This is a genomic window from Halomonas borealis (assembly GCF_004798905.1).
Classification (GTDB): domain Bacteria; phylum Pseudomonadota; class Gammaproteobacteria; order Pseudomonadales; family Halomonadaceae; genus Halomonas; species Halomonas borealis.
This window is the reverse complement of record NZ_SDMO01000007.1, coordinates 152,787-170,584: the sequence shown is the minus strand read 5'-3', so window position 1 is coordinate 170,584 and position 17,798 is coordinate 152,787. Positions and strand designations below refer to the sequence as shown.

Genomic DNA, 17,798 nt, shown 5'->3' with positions numbered 1-17,798 from the left:
GCGGTGCCGGCGTCTTCAGTCATGGGGGCGCAGGCGGGCCAGGCGGGCGGCCAGCTCGACCTGGTCGGCGGCCAGGATGGCCTGCACGCGGCTGCCGACGTCGAGCTTGCGCAGTATCGCCGAGACATGGGTCTTGACGGTGGTCTCGGCGATATCGAGCTGTCGGGCGATCACCTTGTTGGCGTCGCCACGCACCAGGCGCGCGAGCACCTCGAGCTGCTTGTCGGTGAGGGCATCCAGCGGCGAGGCCGCGTCGGGGGAAGCGACGCCGGCGAGTGGCGCATCCCCGGGGTCGGGCGGTGCGGGCCGGCGCATGATGTCCGGCGGGAGATAGACCTGGCCACCCAACACCTGACGCAAGGCGGTGAGCAGCGCGCGCCGCGGCGTGGACTTGGGGATGTAGCCCACCGCGCCCAGGGCGATGGATTCGAGGATGAGGCGGCGTTCGCGCTCGGCCGAGACCACCACCACCGGCAACGCGGGGCAGGCCTCGCGCAGCCGTTCGAGGCCGGCGAGCCCGGCGGCATCGGGCAGGCCGAGATCGAGCAGCAGCAGGTCGATCTCCTGCTCCTCCGTGGCGATCCCGTGCAAGGCCTCATCGAGGCTGCCGGCCTCGAGCAGCCGGCAGCTGGGCAGGCCGGCGCGGATCGCCGCGCCGATGGCCTCGCGGAACAGCGGGTGGTCGTCGGCCACCATCAGGGTATACATGCGTGACTCCTGGGATCGTCGGGCCTCCTACCGAAGGAGGAGGCGCTCTCCTGCCATCGAAGTATGTCTCAGACGACGGGGTTGGCCAAGACTGGGAGGGCACTCACATAACCACAAGAGCTGGAGACACATCATGATCTACGCCAACCCTGGTAGCCCCGAGGCCGTGGTGAGCTTCGCCTCGCGCTATGGCAATTACATCGGCGGCGAGTTCGTCGCGCCGGTCAGGGGGCAGTATTTCGACAACGTCAGCCCCGTCAACGGTGCGCCGTTCTGCGAGATTCCCCGCTCCACCTCCGAAGACGTCGACAAGGCGCTGGATGCCGCCCATGCCGCCGCGCCCTCCTGGGGCAAGACCTCGGCCGCCGAGCGCAGCAACCTGATGCTGAGGATCGCCGACCGCCTCGAGCAGAACCTCGAGGCGCTGGCCGTCGCCGAGAGCTGGGACAACGGCAAGGCGGTGCGCGAGACCCTGAACGCCGACATGCCGCTGGCGGTGGACCACTTCCGTTACTTCGCCGGCTGCCTTCGCGCCCAGGAAGGCACCGCGGCGGATATCGACGCCAATACCGTGGCCTATCACTTCCACGAGCCGCTGGGCGTGGTGGGCCAGATCATCCCCTGGAACTTCCCGATCCTGATGGCCGCCTGGAAGCTGGCCCCGGCGCTGGCCGCCGGCAACTGCGTGGTGCTCAAGCCGGCCGAGCAGACCCCGGCGTCGATCCTCAAGGTGATGGAGGCGATCGGCGACCTGCTGCCGCCTGGGGTGATCAACGTCGTCAATGGCTACGGTGCCGAGGCGGGGCAGGCGCTGGCGAGCAGCAAGCGCATCGCCAAGATCGCCTTCACCGGCTCGACCCCGGTGGGCTCGCAGATCCTGAAGTGCGCTGCGGAGAACATCATTCCCTCGACCGTGGAGCTGGGCGGAAAGTCGCCGAACATCTACTTCGCCGACATCATGAACGCCGAGCCCGAGTTCATCGACAAGGCCGTCGAGGGCCTGGTGCTGGCCTTCCTCAACCAGGGCGAGGTGTGCACCTGCCCGTCGCGGGCGCTGATCCAGGAGTCGATGTACGACGACTTCATGGCCAAGGTGATCGAGCGTACCCAGGCGATCAAGCGTGGCAACCCGCTGGATACCGACGTTCAGGTCGGCGCCCAGGCAAGCCAGGAGCAGTACGACAAGATCCTCTCGTACATGGATGTCGCCCGTGAGGAAGGCGCCGAGTTCCTGACCGGCGGCGGCAAGGAGCGCCTCGACCCGGCCTATGATCAGGGCTATTACATCCAGCCGACCCTGCTCAAGGGCCACAACAAGATGCGCGTCTTCCAGGAGGAAATCTTCGGCCCCGTGGTCGGCGTGACGACCTTCAAGGACGAGGAAGAGGCGCTGGCCATCGCCAACGACACCGAGTTCGGCCTCGGTGCCGGAGTGTGGAGCCGTGACATGAACGTGGCCTTCCGCATGGGGCGTGGCATCCAGGCCGGCCGGGTGTGGACCAACTGCTACCACCAGTACCCGGCGCATGCCGCCTTCGGCGGTTACAAGAAGTCCGGCGTCGGCCGCGAGACCCACAAGATGGCCCTCGAGCATTACCAGCAGACCAAGAACCTGCTGGTCAGCTACGACAGCAGCCCGCTCGGCTTCTTCTGATCGCCAGGCGCAAGCAGTGAATGACGGGGCGCGACGCGAGTCGCGCCCCGTGTTGTGTGTGGTGAGCCGTCGGCGTGTCGGATCAGGTGTCGTCGGCGAAGAGGCTCAGGTCGAGTGGATGGCTATGGCCCAGCCACATGGCGCCCTGGGTGTGATCGAAGCGGTCGTCGTCGGTACCGAGGTGGACGAGGACGTCCAGATCGCCGCGGTTGAGTGCCAGCCAGGGCACGAGTTCGGCGAATGCCTCGGGAGCGAAGGCCAGCTGGCAGCTCCAGCAAGGATGCGGGCCGACCGGGCGCTCGTGGAAGCGCCCTACCTGGATGTCGAAGCGTGCGGCGGCGGCCTCGGCGACCCGACGCGCCTCGGCCAGGCCGGCGGCGTCGCGGTAGTAGAGGTGGGCGTGGTAGTAGCGGATGCAGACCGGGTCGAGCGTGGGCGAGGCGGGCATGACGATGCTCTCGAAGGGCAAAACTCCAGCCTACCCGAGTCGGGCGCCAGCTTCACGGGGTGGCCCGCCCCTATACGCTGACGGCGACCCTTGGGTCGCCGTCCTGGCCTGGTTCAGGCGGGGTTGATGTCCTGGGGCGGTTCGCCCACCGACCCCGGCAGCGTCTGGACGTTGGCGTTGTCCTGGCCGGCTCGTGTCAGGAAGTAGAGATGGCTCTCGTACTCGGTGACCACATGGTGGATTACCTGCGCCCGGGTGTAGCCGTTGAGGTCCTGCTCCAGGCCGCCCTCGTTGAGGTAGACGTCGAAGCGTACATAGTAATCGTCGTCCACCGGCAGGAAGCTCGGGGTGTTCAGGCGGTGGGCCCGCACCTGGTAGACGAAGCTCGTGGCATCGTCGAAGTCCACCTGCAGGGTCAGCTGGCGCAGCGGCTCGCCCTCGACATCTTCTTCGCTCACCGTGGCCGACTGACCACGGCTCTCGAGCTCCTCGGCGAACTGGCGCAGGGCCGGCCGGATGGCGTGCTCGAGGGTGGCGGCGGCGCCGGCGCGATTGGAGGTGTCCAGGGCACGATCCAGGCGCTCGCGCCAGTCGCCGTGGATGCCCGTGCCACCGATCTGGCGGCGGGTGTCGGCCTTGGTGCACTCCAGCCTCAGCGCGCGGCTCATGCCGGCCATGATGGCGAATATCACCAGCGAGAAAGGCAGGGCGGTGATCACCACCGCGCTCTGCAGTGCCGAGAGGCCGCCGGCCATCAGCAGCGCCACGGTCACCAGGCCGATGGTCGCCGACCAGAAGACACGCAGGCGGATCGGGGCGTCGTGGTTCACATCCGAGAGGATGGAGGTGAAGTTCGCCAGCACCAGGGCGCCGGAGTCGGCGGAGGTCACGAAGAACACGATGCCAAGGATGGTGACCACCGAGGCGGTGACGCCGATGTAGGGGTACTGCTCCAGGAAGGTGTAGATGGTGGACTGGGGCGCGTTCAGCGCCTGCTCGCCGAGCGTGGCGAGGCCCTGGTTGGCGACCAGCTCGATGCCGCTGTTACCGAAGATCGACATCCAGGCCATCATGAAGCCGAGCGGCAGCAGCAGGGCGCCGAACACGAACTCGCGGATGGTGCGCCCACGCGAGATACGCGCCAGGAACAGGCCGACGAAGGGCGTCCAGGCGATCCACCAGCCCCAGAAGAAGATGGTCCATCCGCTTTTCCACTGCTGGGCGTCGGCGCCTTCGAAGGCATAGGTGTCGAAGCTATTGCCGATGAAGCCGCTCAGGTAGTCGCCGGCGTTGAGTACCATGGCGTCGAGCAGGTGCAGGGTGTCCCCCGCGAACAGCACGAACAGCAGCAGGGCCACGGCCAGGGCCATGTTGAACTCGGACAGCCGACGGATGCCCTTCTCGACGCCGGTGATCACCGAGAGGGTCGCCAGGATCATCACCAGCACGATCAGCACGACCTGGGTGGTCAGGCTCTCGGGTACGTCGAACATGAAGTTCAGGCCGTAGTTCAGCTGCATCACGCCGATGCCCAGGCTGGTGGCGATGCCGAACACGGTCGAGATCACCGCGGTGATGTCCACGGCGTTGCCGATGGGGCCGTTGATGCGCTTGCCGAGCAGCGGATAGAGGGCGCTGCGGATGGCCAGCGGCAGGCGATGGCGGTAGCTGAAGTAGGCCAGCGCCATGCCCATCAGCACGTACATGCCCCAGCCGGACAGGCCCCAGTGCAGGAAGGTCTGTGGCACGGCGGCGCGCATCGCCGCGGCGCTCTCCGGGGCCATGTCGGGCGGCACCAGGTAGTGCGACAGCGGCTCGGCGACGCAGAAGAACAGCAGGTCGATGCCGATGCCCGCGGCGAACAGCATCGAGGCCCAGGACAGTAGCGAGAACTCGGGCCGTGCATGATCGGGGCCGAGGCGGATGTTGCCGACCCGCGAGCAGCCGACGGCGATGACGAAGACCAGGTAGACCACGGCGGCGAGCATGTAATACCAGCCGAAGGTATCGCTCACCCAGGCCAGGGCGGCGTCGAAAAAGGCGCCGGCCTCCTCGGTGAACGTCATGGTCAGGGCCAAAAACACCAGGATGCCTGCCACGCTGCCGTGGAAGACGATGCGGTTGATACGATCCCGTCGCTCGGGTGGGGCGATGCTATCCGACATGCGCAGATGACTCCGGTCGCAGGGCGACTCTCTTTTTTAAATGAACGTTCAAATAAAATACGCACATCCCCAGGCGGCTGCAACCGGGCGGTCCGCAAGGCTAATAAAACTTTGTATTTGGGCACGAAAATGCCCGGCCAATGGCCGGGCATGAGTCACCGCGAAGGTCTTGCTGTGGTGGCGTTATTCGTCGCCTCGAGGGGAATGCTCCGGGCCGCCATGGTGGCCGGGCTTGCCGTGGTGGCCGGGGCCGCCATGAGGCTGGCGCATGGACTGCCCGAGCTCGGCGAGCTGCTGCGGGGTCAGCAGCTCGGCGAGTGCCTCGCGGTGCTCGTCGCGTAGCGACTGCTGAGCCTGATGGCGAGCGTCGCGGGAGTCGAACTCGCGGTCCTTGAGCGCCTGGCGATCGGCTTCGAGGGACTGGCGAAGTTCATCGAGGGACTGGCGGGCGTCGGCATCCAGGTCCCAGCTATCGATCACCGTATCGATGCGCGTCCGAAGGGCTTCCCGGGCCTCGGCACGGTGTTCCTGGCGCATGGCTTGGCGGGCTTCGTCGAGGGCTGCGCGCTGCTCATCGTCGAGGATGTCGTCGAGCTGCTCGCGGTAGTCCTGACGCAGTTCGCGCATGGCCTCGCGATGCTCCTGCTCGGCCTCCGCGAGGGCCTCGCGGGTATCGGTATCGATGCCGGCGCGTTCGAACAGCGCCTCGCGCTGCTCGGCACCCGGCTTGCCGTGAGGCTCGCCCTGGCCGGGGGCGGCGCTGGCGGAGAGTGCCATGGGCGCGATGGCAGCGGCGAGCAGGGCGGGGGCGAACAGCTTGCGTGTCAGGCGTGTTGTCTTCATGTCGAGCGGTCCTCGTGGCCGTGGGTTGACGCTTGCAGTGTCGTCCGGCGTCGTGCAAGGGGTGTGGACACAGGGTGCAAAGTCGGTGCAAGACGCCGGGCCGGCGCGCGTCACTCCTACTCCTCGGGCTGGTACTTGTAGCCCACGCCGTAGACCGAGCGGATGATCTCGCGCTCGGGCCACACCTCGGCGATCTTCTTGCGCAGCTTCTTGATGTGGCTGTCCACGGTGCGCTCGGAGACGATGCGGTGGTCGCGATACATGTGATCCATCAGCTGTTCGCGGGAGAAGATGCGCCCGGGCGAATGCATCATCACCCGCAGCAGCTGGAACTCCACCGCGGTCAGTGCCAGGTCGTGGCCGTCGGCCAGCGCTCGCCAGCCTTCGTCGTCGAGGCTCAGCAGCGCCTCGCTCGCGGCCGCGTCCGGCGCCGTCGCGGCGCGGCTGCGGCGCAATACGGCGCGGGCGCGCGCCACCACCTCGCGAGGGCTGAAGGGCTTGCAGATGTAGTCGTCGGCGCCGAGTTCCAGGCCCAGCAGGCGGTCGACCTCCTCGACCCGGGCGGTGAGCATGATGATCGCCACCTGCGGCCAGCGCTGGCGGATCTCGCGGCACAGGGTCAGGCCGTCGGTGCCGGGCAGCATCAGGTCCAGCAGCACCAGCTCGGGTAGCGTCTCGCGCTCCTCCAACCAGGGCAACACGGCGTCGCCGTGGTCCAGGTGATGGGGGGCGAAGTCGCTGCCCGCCAGGTAGTCGGCGACCAGGCGGGCGATCTTGGGTTCGTCCTCGACGATAAGAACGCTGTCGGTAGCGAGGTCCGTGGGGCTCATGTGTCTTCCTCCCTGAGCTGATGATCGGCGATGGCGGGGAAGGTCAGGGTCCAGCATAGCCCGTCGAGCGACGAGGCACTGGCGCTCATCTCGGCGCCATGGGCGCGCGCCAGGGCCATGGCGATCGACAGGCCGAGGCCGCTGCCGCCGCTGGAGCGATTGCGCGAACCCTCGACCCGATAGAGGCGTTCGGTGAGGCGCGGCAGTTCCGCCTCGGGGACGCCGGGGGCGCTGTCTTCCCAGCTCAACCGGTAATGGTCGCCGATCTCCGTGAGGGTCACCCTCAGCCGTCCTGGCGTGTGGGTGTAGGCGCAGGTGTTGTCGAGCAGGTTGGTCCACAGCTGGCGTAGCCGCTGGGTGTCGCCGCGGATCCAGGCCGGCCCGGCGATATCCGTCGCCAGCGTGATGTCGGCGCCGCTCAGCCAGCTGTCGGCTTCGTCGAGGCGATCGCTCAGGCTGGCGGCCAGATCCAGCGGCGCCAGCTGCACCTCCAGGGCGCCGGCATCGCTCTGGGACAGCAGCCGCAGGTCGGCCACCAGGCGCTCCAGCTGGCCGACTTCCTGGCCCAGCGAGCCGAGGCTGTCGAGGTCCAGCGGGCGGATGCCGTCCTGCATGGCCTCGATCTCGCCGCGCAGCACGGCGAGCGGAGTGCGCAGCTCGTGGGCGATGTCCGAGACCCAGCGGTTGCGCGCCTCACGGCTGGCCTCGAGGGTAGCGGCCAGGACGTTGAAGTCCCGCGACAGGCTCGACAGCTCATCGCGACCACGCTCCGGCAGGCGGATGCTGTAGTCGCCCTCGGTGAGCCGGCGGGTGGCCAGCATCATGCCGCGGGCACGCCGCCCCAGCCACCAGGAGAGCCCCCCGGCGAGCAGCAGCGAGGCCAGCCCCAGGGCGGCGACGATGATCGCCAGGTTGCGCCGTTGCTGGGTCAGGAAGATGCGGTCCATGCGCGCCATCAGCTGTTGCGGCGGGCGGTAGCCCAGGGTGCCGACGCGCTCACCCTCGCTGAGGATAGGCAGCCAGCGCAGTTCCGCGGCCTCCAGATCGTTGTCCGGGGGCAGGCCGATCACCGGCAGGCCTCGGGCGTCGTGAAGCACGAAGTTCTTGGGGTCGCCTAACCCGCGCTCGAGTCCTTCCGGTGGGGGGGCATCGCCGGGCCACAGCTGGCGGCGCACCACGTGACGCCAGGCGCGGGGCGACTGGCGTAGCCACTGCCAGCCTTCGCGCCGGGACCACTCGCCGGCGAGGCCCTTGGCCAGGGTCTCGGCCCGCTGGGTCTGGGTGTGATCCAGGTATTCGATGAAGCCCTGGTCGAGGCTGCGCGACACGGCGATGAAGACCAGCCCGGAGATGGCCACGTTGACCGCCAGAATGATCGCGAACAGCTTGACGCCGAGGCGAGAGACGGCCGGGTTCAGGGCGTGGCGAAGGGACATGGCGCAGGGTCTCGGCGGCGGGCAAGGGCACCCAGCGTAGCGCAACACACGGCCGGCAGGTTGCAATTCCGGTGCAAGTGCCCCGTCGGCCGCGACTCGTGAGGGGCTAAAGCGTCAGCAGGAAAAGGATCAGCGGCGGCGACAGCAGCGAGAGCAGGAAGCCCGAGACCACGGCCACCGGGACGCAATTCACGCCGCCGTGCTGCTGGATCACCGGCAGGGTGAAATCCATGCTGGTGGCGCCGCCGTAGCCGATCGCCAGCGCCGGATGTCGATGGATCACCAGCGGAATCAGCACGAAGGCCAACAGCTCGCGGCCCAGGTCGTTGAAGAAGGCCACGCCGCCGAGCAGCGGGCCCAGCTCGTCGCCGACCAGGATGCCCGACAGCGAGTACCAGCCGAAGCCGGCGGCCATCGCCAGGCCATGATTCCAGGGCAGATCCAGCAGCGGCGCGGCGAGCAGTCCGCCGATCAGCGAGCTCGCCGCCAGCACCGCGGCGATGGCCAGGCCGTGGCGGTTGAGCAGGATCTGTCGGAGCGGCATGCCGGAGTTGCGTAACTGGCAGCCGATCAGCGCCAGCAGGGCGTAGAGCACCCACTCGGCGAGGGTCTCGGCCCAGGCGAACGACGCCTCGCCGAGGGTGGCGCCGAGGATCAGGCCGAGCACGATGCCGGCCAGCACCACGCCGACCAGCGTCAGCGACCCGGCCATGGCGGCCAGCTTGCTGGTGGGCGCCCCGGCCACGGCGCGGGCCGGGTCCACGGTCAGGCGCAGGCGGCGCGACAGCCAGCCCAGGGCGACGAGGTTGCAGGCCGAGGTCACGGCCAGCAACAGCAGCGCCTGGCCGCCCATGCTCGAGAGCTGGCTACCGAGGCCGTCGAGCCCGGCCAGGCCGATGCCCATCAGCAGCAGGATGGCGTAGATCGAGGCGTTGACGCCGTGGTTGATGGTCGTCATGACGGGGTCGCGTCGGACCCGGATCAGATAGCCCAGGATCAGTGGCAGCAGAACGATCAGCAGTCCGGTGAGCATGCGAGAGTCCCTTCCCGTGCGGGCCGTTCGATGCGACGGCCAAAGCCGCCCACTCTAGCAGGTCGTCGCCGCCGTGGCAGGGGCTCAGTCGCCGTCGAGCCGAGTCAGCGTCAGGCGGCTCTTGCGCTCGCCGTCGCGGTAGTAGTCGAGGCCCAGCAGCAGACCGGGACGCTGGGCATCGAAGGCGATCACCAGGCGGCGATCGTCGTCGTCCGGCTCGGTGAGCGCGACCCGCACCGCCTCGAAGCGCCCCGCCGGCAGCGTCATCGGCTGGCGTTCGAGCACGCGATAATCGAGCCGCTCTTCACGGCCGCGATGGTCGCGATAGCGCAGCCGGCCCTGGTCATCCTCGGTGGCGCGCCTGGCCAGTGCTACCAGGGCACTCTGGCGGTCGGGCAGCGGGGCGAGGTCGGCGTCTTCCAGAGAATAGGAGCGGCGGATGCCCAGCAGCGAATAGCCGGCGGCGTAATGCAGCGAATGCACTCGGCCATCGTCGAGCCGGAAGCGCCCCCATTCGTGGCCGTTGGCGCCGGGCAGGCTGGCGCGCATCTCGCTCTGCCAGTGGCCGGCCTCCTGGGTCAGGCGGTGGTGGATGTCGACGTCCGGCCAGCCCGAGACTTCCAGGTGGTAGTGGGCATCGAAGGGGTGGGGCGCGGTGGCCGCCAGGCTCGGCAGGGCGAGGCCCAGCAGTGCCAGCAGCCAGGTACAGCGCAGCAGGCGAAATGGCATCGAGGGTGTCCTCGCAGTCAAACGATGAGGGTGGTTGATGAGGGTGGTCGGTGTGTAGAGGGTAACGAAGCCGCCGGGTTCCCCGCCGACATGGCCGGGTCATCGACGAGCGGTTAGGCTGGCGGGGCAGGCCCCGATTTTGGTCTTTCACAGGAGATGTTGTCATGGCCAGATTGCTGCTTATCGCCGGCGACTTCGTCGAGGACTACGAGATCATGGTGCCCTTCCAGGCCTTGCAGGCCATGGGACACGAGGTGGAAGCCGTGTGTCCCGAGAAGCGCGAGGGCGATCGCATACGCACCGCCATCCACGACTTCGAGGGCGACCAGACCTATACCGAGAAGCCGGGACACGATTTCGTGCTCAACGCCACCTTCGCCGAGGTCGCTCCCGACGACTACGATGGCCTGGTGATTCCCGGCGGCCGGGCGCCGGAGTACCTGCGACTCGACGAGCGGGTGCTGGAGCTGGTCCGCCACTTCTTCGATGCCGACAAGCCGGTGGCCGCCATCTGCCACGGCGCCCAGCTATTGGCCGCCGCGGTGTCGCTGGCCGACTTCCGGGTCTCGGCCTATCCCGCCTGCGCCCCGGAGGTGCACCTGGCCGGCGGCGACTATGCCGAGATCGGCATGGACCAGGCGATCGTCAGCGGCAAGCTGGTCACCGCGCCGGCCTGGCCGGCCCACCCCGCCTGGCTGGCACGCTTCCACGAGCTGCTGTAGCAGCCTCGGCCACGCCCTCCGCGGCCAGGGCCTCTTCTCGCGGGAGGGGACAGGCTCACCCTCCGCGAGCGTGCCTCTTCGCCCTCGTCGCTCCGACGCGACTCGTGGAGTCCGGCCGGCGTCTGGGCTTCGGCCCGGGAGCGATCAGTAGCCGGCCGCGGGATCGATGGTCTCGACGGCCTCGCCGGCCGCCAGGGCGCGTAGCGCCTCGGCCACCTGATCGAGTGCCTCGCCGAGCGGCGTAGGGCCGGCCATGTGCGGGGTGATGAGCACCCGCGGATGCGACCACAGCGGGCTTTCCGCCGGCAGCGGCTCCTCGGGGAAGGCATCGAGCAGGGCGCCACGTAGCCGGCCCTGCGTCTCGCTCGAGGCGTCGCCCAGCGCCGCCAGCAGGGCGGCCTCGTCGATCAGGGTGCCGCGGCCGGGGTTGATCAGGCTGGCGCCCTCGGGCAGGGCGGCCAGCGCCTCGGCATCGATCACCCGGCGGGTCGCCGGGGTATCGGGCAGCAGCAGCACCAGGCTCTTCACCCGCGGCAGCAGCTCGCGCAGGCCGGCGTCGCCGTGGTGGCACTCGATGCCCGGCAGCGTGCGCGGCGAGCGGCTCCAGCCATGAACCGGGAAGCCGTCGTCGGCCAGCGCCTGGGCGACCTTGGCGCCGATCGCGCCGAGCCCCAGCACGCCCACGGGCCACTCGGCCTTGTCGACCGCCGGATGCTGTCGCCACTCGGCGCGCGCCTGCTGGCGGCGATAGCGGTCGAAATCGCGCTGGAAGTGACACACCCCGTAACGCACGTAATCGGCGATGGGGCCGGCCATGCCGGCGTCGCGCAACTTGACGATGGGTACGCCCGAGGGCAGGGCGGGGTTGTTCAGCAGGGCGTCGACCCCGGCGCCGAGGTTGATGATGCCCTTGAGCCCTTCGAGCTCACCGAGCAGCTCGGGGGAGGGCTTCCAGGTCGCCAGGTAGTCGGCCCGACGGCGCTGGTCGGCGGGGGCGGCACTGGTGAAAATCTCGGCGTCTGGGAGGCGTTCGGCCAGGGCGTCGCGCCAGGCCTCGGCGGCCTCGGTGTGAACCAGTACTCGCATGATAATGACTCCTGATTAGTAGACGATCTGCATCATCGGTGGCGGCGCCTCGTCGAGCAGCCCGGCGAGGCGCGACAGGGCGCCCGCGAGGCGTTCGAGGTCCGGCTCGGCACCGAGGCTCAGGCGGATGCGCCGAGGGGCCGGCGTCTGTTCCACCATGAAGGGAACGGCGGTGGTGAGGGTCATGCCTTCCTGCTCGGCCTGCTGCTGGAGCTCCTCGGCGCGCCAGGCGGCGGGCAGCGATAGCCACAGATGCAGGCTGGAGGGCCGGGCGCTGAACTCATGGCCGGCGAGCCGGTGGGCGGCCAGGCGCTGGCGTTCGGCGAGCAGGGCCCGTTGTTCGACCGCCAGCCGTGCCAGGCTGCCGTCGGCGAGCCAGGCATCGGCGATCTCGAAGACCAGCGGCGTGGCCATCCAGCTGGTGGCGCGCATCCGCGGCAGGGTGTGGTGCAGCTGCCCCCGGGGCACGCTGAGGTAGCCGGCGCGTAGCCCGGGCAGCACGACCTTGGTCAGGCTGGTGACGTGGAAGCACAGGTGAGGCAGCCGGGCGGCCAGCGGCGTCAGCCCCGGTGGCTCGAGCAGCGCATGAACGTCGTCTTCGATCAGCCACACGCCGTGATGGTCGAGGACCCGGGCCACGGCGTCGCGCCGCGCCTCGTCCATGGTGGCGCCGGTGGGGTTGAGCTGGGTGGGCGTCAGGCACACGGCCCGGGGACGTCGGCGTCGGCAGGCCTGGTCGAGGGCCTCGGGGATTACCCCGCGTTCATCGATGGCCACGCCGCGTAGCTGGAAGCCCAGGGTGCGCGACAGCGCGATCAGCCCATGGTCGGTGAGCGCCTCGGTGAGCACCAGGTCGCCGTGCTGGACCACGGTGGAGATGGCCAGCATCAGGCCGTGGGCGGCACCGTTGCACAGCACGCGATCCTCGGGGCCACCCGGCACGCCGAGCCGCTCGACGAGCCAGTCGCTGGCCCGCTCGCGCTGGTGCATCAGCCCGGCGATAGGGCGATTGGCGGTGACCACCTCGGGGCGGAGGTGTCCGGCAAGCGAGGCCAGCGTCTCGCGGAAGCGATGGTGGTGATCCGGTGTACAGACCGGGTGGGCGATGGAGAGATCGATCAGCGGGCTCTCCTGGCGCGGCTCCTGGCCACGCAGATAGGCCGCTTCCCGGGCATCGTCGAGGGTATTGATCCAGGTGCCGCTGCCGACTCGCGACTGCACCAGCCCTCTCTTCTCGGCCTGGGCATAGGCCCGCGAGACGGTCTGCACGCTGACCCCCAGGGTCTCGGCGAGCCGGCGATGCGGCGGCAGGCGGGTCCCGGGGGCGAGCTCGCCCTGGCGGATCGCCTCGGCGAGGGCCCGGGCGATGGCCAGATACTTGGGGCCGGTGTCCTGCAGGAAGGGCGTCAGATCGAGTGTCATGATGCAATAAAGCCTTTGACCGTCGGCCAAGCGGGGGTGCTAGTATCGTCTCAAGGACATTGACTGAGATTGTCATGCATTGTGCTGTCATCAATCATGACAATTCAAGAGGCCCCGCGCGCGGCCGTCAACCGCCCTGGCGCTTCGGCCTCTCCCGGAACGAGAGGGGCCGGTATCGGTGACGTGATCGTTGGACGAGCGATTTCATGATTCAGGTTTCCCTGCCTTTTACTCGCGAGGAGTATGCCGGTCGGCTCTGGAAGGTCCGCGCCGAGATGGCGAGCCGGGGCATCGACGTGCTGATCATCAGCGACCCCTCGAACATGGCCTGGCTGACCGGCTATGACGGTTGGTCCTTCTATGTGCATCAGTGCGTGCTGCTCGGGCTCGAGGGCGAGCCGGTGTGGTACGGCCGGCGCATGGACGCCAACGGGGCGCTGCGTACCTGCTGGATCGATCCGGAGAACATCACCTACTACCCGGATTACTATGTCCAGAATCCGGACATGCACCCCATGGAGTACCTGGCCCAGTCGATCATGCCGGACCGCGGCTGGCACCGGGGCGTGGTGGGCATGGAAATGGACAACTACTACTTCTCGGCCAAGGCCTATCAGTCGCTGCTGCGCGAGCTGCCGCATGCGCGTTTCATGGATGCCAACGCCCTGGTCAACTGGTGCCGGGCCATCAAGTCGGCCCAGGAGATCGAGTACATGCGCATCGCCGGCAAGATCGTGGCGGGCATGCATTCACGCATCCTCGAGGTGATCGAGCCGGGGCTGCCCAAGAGCAAGCTGGTCTCGGAGATCTACCGGGTCGGTATCGAGGGCTGGAAGGATGAGCACGGCAAAGTCTATGGCGGTGACTATCCGGCCATCGTGCCGATGCTGCCGACCGGCAAGGACGCGGCCGCCCCGCACCTGACCTGGGACGACTCGCCGTTCCGCGAAGGCGAGGGCACCTTCTTCGAGATCGCCGGGGTCTTCAAGCGCTATCATGCGCCGATGTCGCGCACCGTCTACCTGGGTCGGCCGCCGGCGGAGTTCATCCGCGCCGAGTCGGCCTTGCTCGAGGGCATCGAGCGGGGGCTTGCGGTGGCCAAGCCCGGCAACCGCACCGCGGACATCGCCATGGCGCTGGGCTCGGCCATGGACCGCTATGGTTTCGACCGTGGCGGGGCACGCTGCGGTTATCCCATCGGCATCAGCTATCCGCCGGACTGGGGCGAGCGCACCATGAGCCTGCGTCCCTCCGACGAGACGATCCTCGAGCCGGGCATGACCTTCCACTTCATGCCCGGCCTGTGGGTCGATGACTGGGGCCTGGAAATCACCGAGAGCATCCTGATCACCGAGACCGGCTGCGAGACGCTGGCCGACTTCCCCCGCCAGCTGTTCGTCCAGTAAGGAGCACTTATGAGCAAGCGACCGAGCCCCATCTCCGCCACCGTCGACTTCGAGGCCCAGGGCGTCCAGCACGGTTTCCTCAAGCTGCCGATCTCCGACGACGAGTCGGCCTGGGGGGCGGTGATGATCCCGATCACCGTGGTGAACAACGGCGAGGGGCCGACCGCGCTGCTGACCGGCGGCAACCATGGCGACGAGTACGAGGGCATCACCGCGCTGCAGAAGCTGGCGAGCTCGCTTGCCGCCTCGGACGTGAGCGGGCGGGTGATCATCGTGCCGATGATGAACACCCCCGCGGCACAGGCCGGCCGCCGCACCTCGCCGATGGACGGCGGTAACCTCAACCGCAGCTTCCCCGGCGACCCGGACGGCAGTGTCACCGAGAAGATCGCCGATTACTTCACCCGCACCCTGGTGCCGATGAGCGATGCGGTGCTCGACCTGCACTCCGGCGGCCGCACCCTGGACATCGTGCCCTTCGCCGCCTCCCACGTGCTCGACGACGCCGACCAGCAGCGCCGGGCCCTGGCGGGCGCCAAGGCGTTCGGTGCGCCCTATGCGATGATCATGTTCGAGCTCGATGCCGAGGCGCTGTTCGATACCGCCGTCGAGCGCCAGGGCAAGGTGTTCGTGGCCACTGAGTTGGGTGGCGGCGGTACCTCCACGCCTCAGAGCCTGACCGTCACCGAACGCGGCATCGAGAACTTCCTGATCCATTTCGGGTTGCTCGAGGGCGAGCTCGAGGTGCCCGAGACGCCTCAGGTGTATCTCGATATGCCGGATGCCAGCTGCTATGTGCAGAGCGAGCACTCGGGCCTGCTCGAGCTGACGCTGGCGCTGGGCGAGACGGTGGAGAAGGGCCAGGTGATCGCCCGGGTCTACGACATGACCCGCAGCGGAACCGCGCCCGTCGAGTACCGCGCCGAGCGCGACGGGCTGCTGATGGCGCGCCGTTTCCCGGCCAACGTCAACATGGGTGACACCATCGCGGTGATCGCCGAGGTGGTCGACTCGCTCGACGCCGATCAGACCCAGCCCCAATGAGCGCTGGCCAGGCAAGACGAACGGCGCCGAAAGCACGGAGCCTACGAGGGGCAAATGAGCATCTTGAGAAGCGGTTCAACGCGGCATGGCCGAGCGCGATCAGCAGGGATGGTGGTCTGACATGAAGCTCGATCGTTACGACCTCAAGATCCTCGAGATCCTCTCGCGTGACGGACGCATCACCAAGTCGAAGCTGGCCGAAGCGATCAACCTCTCGATCAGTCCTTGTTGGGAGCGCGTGAGGCGTCTGGAGAAGGCCGGCATCATCGAGGGCTACGGGGCGCGAATCGATGCGACGGTGCTCCAGCCGCGTACCCCGGTGTGGGTGCAGATCGAGCTCAAGAGCCACAACGCCGAGAGCTTCGCCCGCTTCGAGGCCCTGGTGCGCGACACCCCCGAGGCCACCGAATGCGTGGCCGTGGGCGGCGGCGTGGATTACCTGGTCAAGTTCGAGGCCGCCTCCATCGACGCCTACCAGCGTCTGATCGACGCCTGGTTGATGTCCGACGCCGGCATCGAGCGCTATTTCACCTATATCGTCACCAAGCGCGTCAAGCGCCCCGACGACGGGGTTCGCCCCGAGGACCTGATCGGCGCTTGAGCCGCGCTTGCCAAAAAAATCGCCACTCCCGGGCGCCGGAACGAAAAACCTCCTCCTTTCCGGCGCTCGACTTCGAAAACTCTCGCCCGCCCGTCTGCCTTACCCTGACACCATCACGTGGCGATCGCCACGCGAGTCATACCATCGTCGGTGCGCTGCTGCACCGGCGTCTCAGGGAGGTTTTATGATGCTGTCCAACATGCTCGAGGACCCGCGCCTGTTCCGGCAGTACGCCTATATCGACGGCAAGTGGACCCACGGCGACGAGGGGCGCGAGGACGCCGTCGTCGACCCCGCCACCGGCGAGGTGCTGGGGCATATCCCGCTGCTCGAGGGGTCACAGATCGGCGCCGCCGTGGATGCCGCCGAGGAGGCCTTCGTGCATTGGCGGGCGCTGCGCGCCGATGAGCGCTGCGAGCGGCTGCTGGCCTGGTATGACCTGCTGCAGGCCCACCGCGAGGATCTGGCGATCATCATGACTCATGAGCAGGGCAAGCCGCTGCCGGATGCCCGTGGCGAGGTGGAGTATGGCGCCAGCTTCGTGCGCTGGTTCGCCGAGGAGGGCAAGCGTACCTTCGGCGAGACCATCCCCAGCCACATTCCCAATGCCGCCCTGGGGACCCTCAAGGAGCCGGTGGGGATCGCCGCGCTGATCACGCCCTGGAACTTCCCGCTGGCGATGATCACCCGCAAGGCCGCCGCCGCCATGGCCGCCGGCTGCCCGGTGATCGTCAAGCCGGCCCACGAGACGCCGTTCTCGGCGCTGGCGCTGGCCGAGCTTGCCGAGCGCGCCGGGATCCCCGCCGGCATCTTCAACGTGGTGCTGGGCGATGCCCCCGAGGTGTCGAAGCTGCTGTGCGATGAGGAGCGCATCAAGGCGCTGTCGTTCACCGGTTCCACCCGTGTCGGCCGGTTGCTGATCGAGCAGTGCGCCCACACCGTCAAACGCGTCTCGCTCGAGCTCGGCGGCAACGCGCCCTTCATCGTCGGCCCCGACATGGACCCGCGGGAAGCGGCCTTCGCCGCCGTGGCGGCCAAGTTCCAGACCGCCGGTCAGGACTGTTTGGCGGCCAACCGCATCCTGGTCCACGAATCGATCCATGACGACTTCGTCGAGCAGTTCGCCAGCCGCATGGCGGCGCTGACCGTGGGCAATGGCCTGGAAAGCGAGGTCGACCTCGGCCCGTTGATCCATCGTCAGGCGGTGGAGAAGGCCGCGGCCATCGTCGACGACGCCGTTTCCCGCGGGGCGTCCCTGGTAGCCGGCGATCAGTCCCAGGCACCGGGGCCCAACTTCTTCATGCCGGTGCTGCTGACCGGCGTCACGCCGGCCATGAAGGTGTGGAACGAGGAGAACTTCGCCCCGGTGGCCGGCATCACCGCCTACCGCGACGACGACGAGGCCATCGCCATGGCCAACGACACCGAGTATGGGCTGGCGGCCTACGTCTATACCCATGACATCCGGCGCATCTGGAAGCTGCTGCGGGCGCTGGAGTACGGCATGGTCTCGGTGAACTCGGTGAAGATGACCGGCCCGCCGGTGCCGTTCGGCGGCGTCAAGCAGTCGGGGCTGGGCCGCGAGGGCGGCGTGACCGGCATCGATGAGTACCTGGAGACCAAGTACTACTGTCTCGGAGCACTGGGTTCCGTTTCCGGGAGCTAGCTGCG

The 17,798-nt window shown here is 68.3% G+C and carries 16 protein-coding genes; 6 read left to right on the top strand and 10 right to left on the bottom strand.

What is annotated here, in order from left to right; genetic code table 11:
* Nucleotides 1-15: 15 nt before the first annotated feature.
* A complete protein-coding gene (locus ETC07_RS09245; protein ID WP_136248222.1) occupies nt 16-708 on the bottom strand; it encodes a response regulator in 693 nt (230 codons plus the stop codon).
* Nucleotides 709-841: 133 nt separating this feature from the next.
* On the opposite strand from ETC07_RS09245, the gene exaC reads away from it, so the two are divergent.
* The gene (gene exaC, locus ETC07_RS09240) at nt 842-2,362 is read left to right on the top strand and encodes an acetaldehyde dehydrogenase ExaC (RefSeq protein ID WP_136248221.1); all 1,521 of its coding nucleotides are present in this window, start codon (nt 842-844) and stop codon (nt 2,360-2,362) included.
* A gap of 82 nt (nt 2,363-2,444) precedes the next feature.
* On the opposite strand, the gene ETC07_RS09235 is transcribed toward exaC, so the two are convergent.
* From ETC07_RS09235 to ETC07_RS09205, 7 genes are all read right to left on the bottom strand, one after another.
* Nucleotides 2,445-2,810, bottom strand: a complete 366-nt coding sequence (locus tag ETC07_RS09235) for a DOPA 4,5-dioxygenase family protein (RefSeq protein ID WP_136248220.1) — start codon at nt 2,808-2,810, stop codon at nt 2,445-2,447.
* Between the two features lie 113 nt (nt 2,811-2,923).
* Nucleotides 2,924-4,975 carry a choline BCCT transporter BetT gene (betT, locus tag ETC07_RS09230; RefSeq protein WP_136248219.1) on the bottom strand — a complete coding sequence of 684 codons (2,052 nt, stop codon included), beginning with the start codon at nt 4,973-4,975 and terminating at the stop codon, nt 2,924-2,926.
* A gap of 183 nt (nt 4,976-5,158) precedes the next feature.
* Nucleotides 5,159-5,818 carry a Spy/CpxP family protein refolding chaperone gene (locus ETC07_RS09225; protein ID WP_136248218.1) on the bottom strand — a complete coding sequence of 220 codons (660 nt, stop codon included), beginning with the start codon at nt 5,816-5,818 and terminating at the stop codon, nt 5,159-5,161.
* A 116-nt stretch (nt 5,819-5,934) separates the two neighbouring features.
* Nucleotides 5,935-6,648 (bottom strand): response regulator, encoded by a 714-nt coding sequence (locus tag ETC07_RS09220; protein WP_136248217.1) that lies wholly within the window; start codon nt 6,646-6,648, stop codon nt 5,935-5,937.
* Nucleotides 6,645-8,084: an ATP-binding protein gene (locus tag ETC07_RS09215; RefSeq protein WP_136248216.1), complete on the bottom strand. Its 1,440-nt coding sequence runs from the start codon at nt 8,082-8,084 to the stop codon at nt 6,645-6,647. Before ETC07_RS09215 ends, ETC07_RS09220 begins: the two co-directional genes overlap by 4 nt.
* Nucleotides 8,085-8,190: 106 nt before the next feature.
* Nucleotides 8,191-9,117 (bottom strand): LysO family transporter, encoded by a 927-nt coding sequence (locus tag ETC07_RS09210; protein ID WP_136248215.1) that lies wholly within the window; start codon nt 9,115-9,117, stop codon nt 8,191-8,193.
* 84 nt (nt 9,118-9,201) lie between these two features.
* Nucleotides 9,202-9,846 carry a hypothetical protein gene (locus tag ETC07_RS09205; protein ID WP_136248214.1) on the bottom strand — a complete coding sequence of 215 codons (645 nt, stop codon included), beginning with the start codon at nt 9,844-9,846 and terminating at the stop codon, nt 9,202-9,204.
* A gap of 164 nt (nt 9,847-10,010) precedes the next feature.
* Here ETC07_RS09205 and ETC07_RS09200 point away from each other — a divergent pair, with 164 nt between their 5' ends.
* Complete coding sequence (locus ETC07_RS09200; RefSeq protein ID WP_136248213.1) at nt 10,011-10,568, top strand: DJ-1/PfpI family protein; 558 nt, start codon at nt 10,011-10,013, stop codon at nt 10,566-10,568.
* A 144-nt stretch (nt 10,569-10,712) separates the two neighbouring features.
* On the opposite strand, the gene ETC07_RS09195 is transcribed toward ETC07_RS09200, so the two are convergent.
* Entirely contained in the window at nt 10,713-11,654 is a 942-nt protein-coding gene (locus ETC07_RS09195; protein WP_136248212.1) for a 2-hydroxyacid dehydrogenase, read from the bottom strand.
* 15 nt (nt 11,655-11,669) lie between these two features.
* Complete coding sequence (gene ehuR / locus ETC07_RS09190; protein ID WP_136248211.1) at nt 11,670-13,076, bottom strand: MocR-like ectoine utilization transcription factor EhuR; 1,407 nt, start codon at nt 13,074-13,076, stop codon at nt 11,670-11,672.
* 206 nt (nt 13,077-13,282) lie between these two features.
* Here ehuR and doeA point away from each other — a divergent pair, with 206 nt between their 5' ends.
* The 4 genes from doeA (at nt 13,283) to ETC07_RS09170 (ending at nt 17,793) form a co-directional block, all read left to right on the top strand.
* A complete protein-coding gene (doeA, locus tag ETC07_RS09185; RefSeq protein ID WP_136248210.1) occupies nt 13,283-14,482 on the top strand; it encodes an ectoine hydrolase DoeA in 1,200 nt (399 codons plus the stop codon).
* A gap of 9 nt (nt 14,483-14,491) precedes the next feature.
* Nucleotides 14,492-15,526, top strand: a complete 1,035-nt coding sequence (gene doeB, locus ETC07_RS09180) for a N(2)-acetyl-L-2,4-diaminobutanoate deacetylase DoeB (protein WP_136248209.1) — start codon at nt 14,492-14,494, stop codon at nt 15,524-15,526.
* Nucleotides 15,527-15,647: 121 nt separating this feature from the next.
* Complete coding sequence (locus ETC07_RS09175) at nt 15,648-16,127, top strand: Lrp/AsnC family transcriptional regulator (RefSeq protein WP_136248208.1); 480 nt, start codon at nt 15,648-15,650, stop codon at nt 16,125-16,127.
* Between the two features lie 184 nt (nt 16,128-16,311).
* Nucleotides 16,312-17,793: an NAD-dependent succinate-semialdehyde dehydrogenase gene (locus ETC07_RS09170; RefSeq protein ID WP_136248207.1), complete on the top strand. Its 1,482-nt coding sequence runs from the start codon at nt 16,312-16,314 to the stop codon at nt 17,791-17,793.
* Nucleotides 17,794-17,798: the final 5 nt, after the last annotated feature.

What these genes read in the sequence shown, in the direction of transcription:
- ETC07_RS09245 (WP_136248222.1), bottom strand. Translation starts at nt 708, where the DNA reads ATGTATACCCTGATGGTGGCCGACGACCACCCGCTGTTCCGCGAGGCC.
- exaC (WP_136248221.1), top strand. Translation starts at nt 842, where the DNA reads ATGATCTACGCCAACCCTGGTAGCCCCGAGGCCGTGGTGAGCTTCGCC.
- ETC07_RS09235 (WP_136248220.1), bottom strand. Translation starts at nt 2,810, where the DNA reads ATGCCCGCCTCGCCCACGCTCGACCCGGTCTGCATCCGCTACTACCAC.
- betT (WP_136248219.1), bottom strand. Translation starts at nt 4,975, where the DNA reads ATGTCGGATAGCATCGCCCCACCCGAGCGACGGGATCGTATCAACCGC.
- ETC07_RS09225 (WP_136248218.1), bottom strand. Translation starts at nt 5,818, where the DNA reads ATGAAGACAACACGCCTGACACGCAAGCTGTTCGCCCCCGCCCTGCTC.
- ETC07_RS09220 (WP_136248217.1), bottom strand. Translation starts at nt 6,648, where the DNA reads ATGAGCCCCACGGACCTCGCTACCGACAGCGTTCTTATCGTCGAGGAC.
- ETC07_RS09215 (WP_136248216.1), bottom strand. Translation starts at nt 8,084, where the DNA reads ATGTCCCTTCGCCACGCCCTGAACCCGGCCGTCTCTCGCCTCGGCGTC.
- ETC07_RS09210 (WP_136248215.1), bottom strand. Translation starts at nt 9,117, where the DNA reads ATGCTCACCGGACTGCTGATCGTTCTGCTGCCACTGATCCTGGGCTAT.
- ETC07_RS09205 (WP_136248214.1), bottom strand. Translation starts at nt 9,846, where the DNA reads ATGCCATTTCGCCTGCTGCGCTGTACCTGGCTGCTGGCACTGCTGGGC.
- ETC07_RS09200 (WP_136248213.1), top strand. Translation starts at nt 10,011, where the DNA reads ATGGCCAGATTGCTGCTTATCGCCGGCGACTTCGTCGAGGACTACGAG.
- ETC07_RS09195 (WP_136248212.1), bottom strand. Translation starts at nt 11,654, where the DNA reads ATGCGAGTACTGGTTCACACCGAGGCCGCCGAGGCCTGGCGCGACGCC.
- ehuR (WP_136248211.1), bottom strand. Translation starts at nt 13,076, where the DNA reads ATGACACTCGATCTGACGCCCTTCCTGCAGGACACCGGCCCCAAGTAT.
- doeA (WP_136248210.1), top strand. Translation starts at nt 13,283, where the DNA reads ATGATTCAGGTTTCCCTGCCTTTTACTCGCGAGGAGTATGCCGGTCGG.
- doeB (WP_136248209.1), top strand. Translation starts at nt 14,492, where the DNA reads ATGAGCAAGCGACCGAGCCCCATCTCCGCCACCGTCGACTTCGAGGCC.
- ETC07_RS09175 (WP_136248208.1), top strand. Translation starts at nt 15,648, where the DNA reads ATGAAGCTCGATCGTTACGACCTCAAGATCCTCGAGATCCTCTCGCGT.
- ETC07_RS09170 (WP_136248207.1), top strand. Translation starts at nt 16,312, where the DNA reads ATGATGCTGTCCAACATGCTCGAGGACCCGCGCCTGTTCCGGCAGTAC.